At 60.8% G+C, this 4,897-nt stretch carries 5 protein-coding genes; 1 reads left to right on the forward strand and 4 read right to left on the reverse strand.

Annotated features, from left to right (window positions below):
- The 3 genes from carB to I5W_RS09175 form a co-directional block, all read right to left on the reverse strand.
- A partial coding sequence (gene carB / locus I5W_RS09165) for a carbamoyl-phosphate synthase large subunit (protein ID WP_044528991.1) occupies nt 1-1,360 on the reverse strand: 1,360 nt, incomplete at its 3' end.
- A complete protein-coding gene (gene carA, locus I5W_RS09170) occupies nt 1,353-2,516 on the reverse strand; it encodes a glutamine-hydrolyzing carbamoyl-phosphate synthase small subunit (protein WP_044528992.1) in 1,164 nt (387 codons plus the stop codon). The genes carA and carB, both read right to left, overlap by 8 nt.
- Nucleotides 2,517-2,813: 297 nt before the next feature.
- Nucleotides 2,814-3,221, reverse strand: a complete 408-nt coding sequence (locus I5W_RS09175) for a GlcG/HbpS family heme-binding protein (protein ID WP_017453625.1) — start codon at nt 3,219-3,221, stop codon at nt 2,814-2,816.
- A 393-nt stretch (nt 3,222-3,614) separates the two neighbouring features.
- Here I5W_RS09175 and I5W_RS09180 point away from each other — a divergent pair, with 393 nt between their 5' ends.
- The gene (locus I5W_RS09180; RefSeq protein ID WP_017453624.1) at nt 3,615-4,226 is read left to right on the forward strand and encodes a C40 family peptidase; all 612 of its coding nucleotides are present in this window, start codon (nt 3,615-3,617) and stop codon (nt 4,224-4,226) included.
- Nucleotides 4,227-4,317: 91 nt separating this feature from the next.
- Here the strand turns inward: I5W_RS09180 and I5W_RS09185 are convergent.
- Nucleotides 4,318-4,897, reverse strand: a 580-nt coding sequence (locus I5W_RS09185) for a patatin-like phospholipase family protein (RefSeq protein ID WP_044528993.1), incomplete at its 5' end; no start/stop codon positions are given.

Here is a 4,897-nt window from a genome sequence, read left to right on the forward strand (position 1 = left end):
CGATGTGGGTCAGATTGTGCACTTCTTCCAGCGAGAAGCCTTGCGCGAAGGCGTCGCCCACGTACCAGATGCGGTCCGGACCGGGTTCGCCCAGTTCCTTCTCGATCAGTTCGCGGTCGGTGGTTTTTTCGTTCATACCGTCCACACCCACCTCCAGGCCGCGCAGGGCTTTCTGGAAGGATTCCTGGAAGGTACGGCCGATGGCCATGACTTCACCCACGGACTTCATCTGGGTGGTCAGGTGCTTGTCGGCCTGCGGGAATTTCTCGAAGGTGAAACGCGGGATCTTGGTCACGACGTAGTCGATGGACGGCTCGAAGGACGCCGGGGTGGCACCACCGGTGATCTCGTTGCGCAGTTCGTCCAGCGTAAAGCCCACGGCCAGCTTGGCCGCGATCTTGGCGATCGGAAAGCCCGTGGCCTTGGAAGCCAGCGCCGAGGAACGCGAGACGCGCGGGTTCATTTCGATGACGATCATGCGGCCATCGGCCGGATTGACCGAGAACTGCACGTTGGAGCCGCCGGTATCCACACCGATTTCACGCAGCACCGCCAGCGAGGCGTTACGCATGATCTGGTATTCCTTGTCGGTCAGCGTCTGCGCCGGCGCAACCGTGATGGAGTCACCGGTGTGCACGCCCATCGGGTCCAGGTTTTCGATGGAGCAGACGATGATGCAGTTGTCCGCCTTGTCGCGGACCACTTCCATTTCGTATTCCTTCCAGCCGATCAGCGATTCCTCGATCAGCAGTTCGGACGTCGGCGAAGCCTCCAGGCCGCGCTTGCAGATGGTCTCGAATTCTTCGGCGTTGTAGGCGATGCCGCCACCGGTGCCGCCCATGGTGAAGGACGGACGGATGATGACCGGGAAGCCGATGGTCTTCTGCACCGCCCACGATTCTTCCATCGTGTGCGACACGCCGGAGCGGGCTGAACCCAGGCCGATCTTGGTCATCGCTTGCTTGAACTTGGAGCGGTCCTCGGCCTTGTCGATGGCTTCCGGGGTGGCGCCGATCAGTTCGACCTTGTACTTGTCCAGCACGCCGTGGCGATGCAGGTCCAGCGCGCAGTTCAGCGCGGTCTGGCCGCCCATGGTCGGCAGGATGGCGTCCGGCTTTTCCTTGGCGATGATGCGTTCCACCGCTTGCCAGGTGATCGGCTCGATGTAGGTGGCGTCGGCCATTTCCGGGTCGGTCATGATGGTGGCCGGGTTGCTGTTGACCAGGATGACCTTGAAACCTTCTTCACGCAGAGCCTTGCAGGCCTGGGCGCCGGAATAGTCGAATTCGCAGGCCTGGCCGATGATGATCGGGCCAGCGCCAATGATCAGGATGCTTTTGATGTCAGTACGCTTAGGCATTTTGTTTCTTCTCCATCATCGCCACGAACTTGTCGAACAGGGGAGCGATGTCATGCGGTCCAGGGGATGCTTCGGGGTGGCCCTGGAAGCAGAAAGCAGGTTTGTCGGTACGCTCGAAGCCTTGCAGCGAACCGTCGAAGAGCGACACGTGGGTCACGCGGCAATTGGCCGGCAGGGTCGCCTGGTCCACGGCGAAACCGTGGTTCTGCGAGGTGATCATCACCTGCTTGCTATCCAGGTCCTGCACCGGGTGGTTGGCACCGTGGTGACCGAACTTCATCTTCAGGGTCTTGGCACCGGAGGCCAGGGCCATGATCTGGTGACCCAGGCAGATGCCGAAGGTCGGGATGCCGCGCTCGATCAATTCCTTGGACGCGGCGATGGCGTAATCACAGGGTTCCGGGTCGCCAGGACCATTGGAGAGGAAGATGCCGTCCGGGTTCAGGGCCAGCGCTTCGGCTGCGGTGGCTTGCGCCGGCAGCACGGTGACCTTGCAGCCGCGCTCGGCCAGCATACGCAGGATGTTGTACTTGACGCCATAGTCGAAGGCGACCACGTGGAATTTCGGGGTGATCTGCTGACCGTAGCCACGGCCCAGACGCCATTCGGTCTCGGTCCAGTTGTAGGCCTTCTGGGTGGAAACCACCTTAGCCAGGTCCATGCCGGCCAAGCCCGGGAAGGCGCGCGCCAGTTCCAGTGCCTTGGCAGTTGCTGCGGCGATGTCCGCTTCACCGGCCACGATGGCGCCGTTCTGCGCGCCCTTCTCGCGCAGGATGCGGGTCAGCTTGCGGGTGTCGATGCCGGCGATGGCGACGATGTTGCCTTCCTTCAGATAATCCGACAGGGATTGCTGGCTGCGGAAGTTCGACAGCAGGCGCGGCAGGTCCTTGATGATCAGGCCCGCAGCGTGGATCTGCGAAGCTTCGACGTCTTCACGGTTCACGCCCGTGTTGCCGATGTGCGGATAAGTGAGGGTGACGATCTGGCGGCTGTAGCTGGGATCGGTCAGGATTTCCTGGTAGCCGGTCATCGCGGTATTGAACACGACCTCACCGGTGGTGTTGCCTGCGGCGCCGATGGAAAAACCTTGGAAGACAGACCCGTCTGCGAGCGCGAGGACGGCCGGAATCGCGGGACCGGAAAGAAGAGGCAGCAAGGGTAACTCCTGAGATTGTTACCGCCGCGGCTGGATGACCGGAAGACCTTTGCGCGCCAAACTGACCGGCGCGAACACCCCGACTCATTCGGTACGGAAGCGTGGCTGGGCCTGTTGGGAACGAGGAAGAGGAATGGGTATGCGCTACGGCGGATAAAATTGGCTAAACCGCTCGATTATAGCGCAAAAGCCACCCTCCGGCAAATCGTAGATCGCCGAAAGTTGGCACAAGATGCAGCGACATGATGTGCAAAAAAGCGGAAACGCCGGCAGACTGGACTGCCGGCGCGGGCTGGATCAGAGGCCCAGGGCAGCGATCCCGGCCTTGGCGATCTGCACGTCTTCCGAGGACTTCACGCCGGACACGCCCACAGCACCCACGGTGTGACCATCGGCCACCACCGGCACGCCGCCTTCGAGCAGACCATCCAGGCCAGGGGCGCTCAAGAAGGAGACGCGGCCGTTGTTGATCATGTCTTCATAGATCTTGCTTTCGCGGCGGCCCAGCGCAGCGGTACGGGCCTTGGCCGGAGCGATCTGCGAAGAAATCGGAGCGGCGCCATCCATGCGTTGCAGCCACAGCAGGTGACCACCATCATCGACCACGGAAATGGCCACGTTCCAGTTGTTGGCACGGGCTTCGGCTTCAGCGGCGGCGGCGATCTTCTTGACGTCGTCCAGCGACAGGAACGGCTTGGTTTGCATGTTTGCTCCGATAGGCAGAAAAAAATGAACGCTGATTGTACGACCAGAAAGTCTTTTTTGACATCCTGCGCCAGCAAACTCATCGGTGCACGTGCCCCCTCGCATCACCGACCCATTTCCCACAATCTGCCCCGTTTTTCTCAATGATCTCGGGAACTATTCGAGCATCTGCCACTCCTTTACCGGGATTTTCCTGCCTCGTGTAGGAAAAAGCCTGATGGGGAGATGGCAGAAAATAGCTTATCTTCAATCCGCTTTACTGTACTTTAGTATTATTTTTGCTTCATTTGCCGCGTCAATCCGATCCGGCTTGACAAGCTGGCACGAATCCAGCTTTTGACAAGCCGTAAGATTTACCTTACAGTCCCGCAATCCTATTTTGAGAGGATCCCGATGACCCTACGCCGATCTGACCGAATCCGACGACAAACCGCTCGTGTGTGCGCGCTCGCTGCCGGCCTTTGGATCAGTGCATCGGCCTATTCCGCTGACCTTTCCCTGGCAGCGCAGGATCTTCCTCCTCCCCAAGCCACTTCCCCGCAAGCCCAGCAGTTGATCAGCAAGACCAATCTTGCGATTGCCCGCCTGCAAGACATCACCAACCGCGCCTCCGAACTGGCCACCCAGGCCCTGGCCATGCTGGGCATCAATTACCGCTACGGCGGCAATTCGCCCGATACCGGCCTGGACTGCAGCGGCCTGGTGCGTTACGTCTTCAAGGAAGCATGGGGCACCGACCTGCCGCGCACGGCGCTGGAAATCAGCCGCGTCGGCGAAAAGATCGGCCGCGACAACCTGCAACCGGGCGACCTGGTGTTCTACAACACCCTGCGCCGTGGTTTCTCGCACGTGGGCATCTATCTGGGTGACGGCAAGTTCATCCACTCCCCCTCGGCCGGCGGCCAGGTGCGTATCGAGAGCATGGATGAGTCCTACTGGAAAAAGCGCTTCAATGGTGCACGCCGCATCATCTCGGGTGACGACGACGACGACCAACAGAAATGATCACCATCACGGTGCATACCCCATAGCAAAAGGCCGCTGGATCAGCGGCCTTTTTATTTCCTTCATATTCCCGTGAAAAACGGCCGAGCCATCAACTCCCCGCTTCCATCAGCTTCAACTTGCGCTTGATTTCCGGCATGGCCGCCGTCGCCGCCTGCTCGCCGGCCAGGATGGCCACGTTGCGGCTGGCGAAGTCACTGCCCTTCATGGACCCCAGGCTGGGCTGCAGCACGATGTCGGCATTCTTGAGCTCGTACTGGTTGATGGTCTGGCCCATGATGGCAAAGGTTTGCAGCAGCACGTCGATGGAACTGCTGGAGGCCGCCTGTGCCTCCGGGTTGGCCGAGATGTTGACCGCAATGACGAAGTCCGCCCCCATCTGCCGCGCAAAGCGCACCGGCACCGGCGACACCAGCCCGCCATCGACATAGGTATGGTCGCCGATGCGCACCGACTGGAACACCCCCGGTACTGCCGACGAGGCACGCACGGCCACCCCCGCATTGCCACGCTGGAACAGGATGGGCTGGCCCGTGCGCAGGTCGGTAGCGACCGCCCCGAAAGGAATCTTGAATTTCTCGATGGGGACGTTGTGCACCGCCTTGTTGACGTAGTTCTGCACGCCCTCCCCCTTCAGCACCCCGCTGACCTTGGAAAACAGCGGCACCGAC

The sequence above is a fragment of the Herbaspirillum sp. B65 genome, assembly GCF_000333555.1.
GTDB classification, from domain to species: Bacteria; Pseudomonadota; Gammaproteobacteria; order Burkholderiales; family Burkholderiaceae_D; genus Herbaspirillum; species Herbaspirillum rubrisubalbicans.

Coding starts and splice junctions, on each gene's coding strand:
- I5W_RS09175 (WP_017453625.1), bottom strand. CDS start 3,221: ATGCAAACCAAGCCGTTCCTGTCGCTGGACGACGTCAAGAAGATCGCC.
- I5W_RS09180 (WP_017453624.1), top strand. CDS start 3,615: ATGACCCTACGCCGATCTGACCGAATCCGACGACAAACCGCTCGTGTG.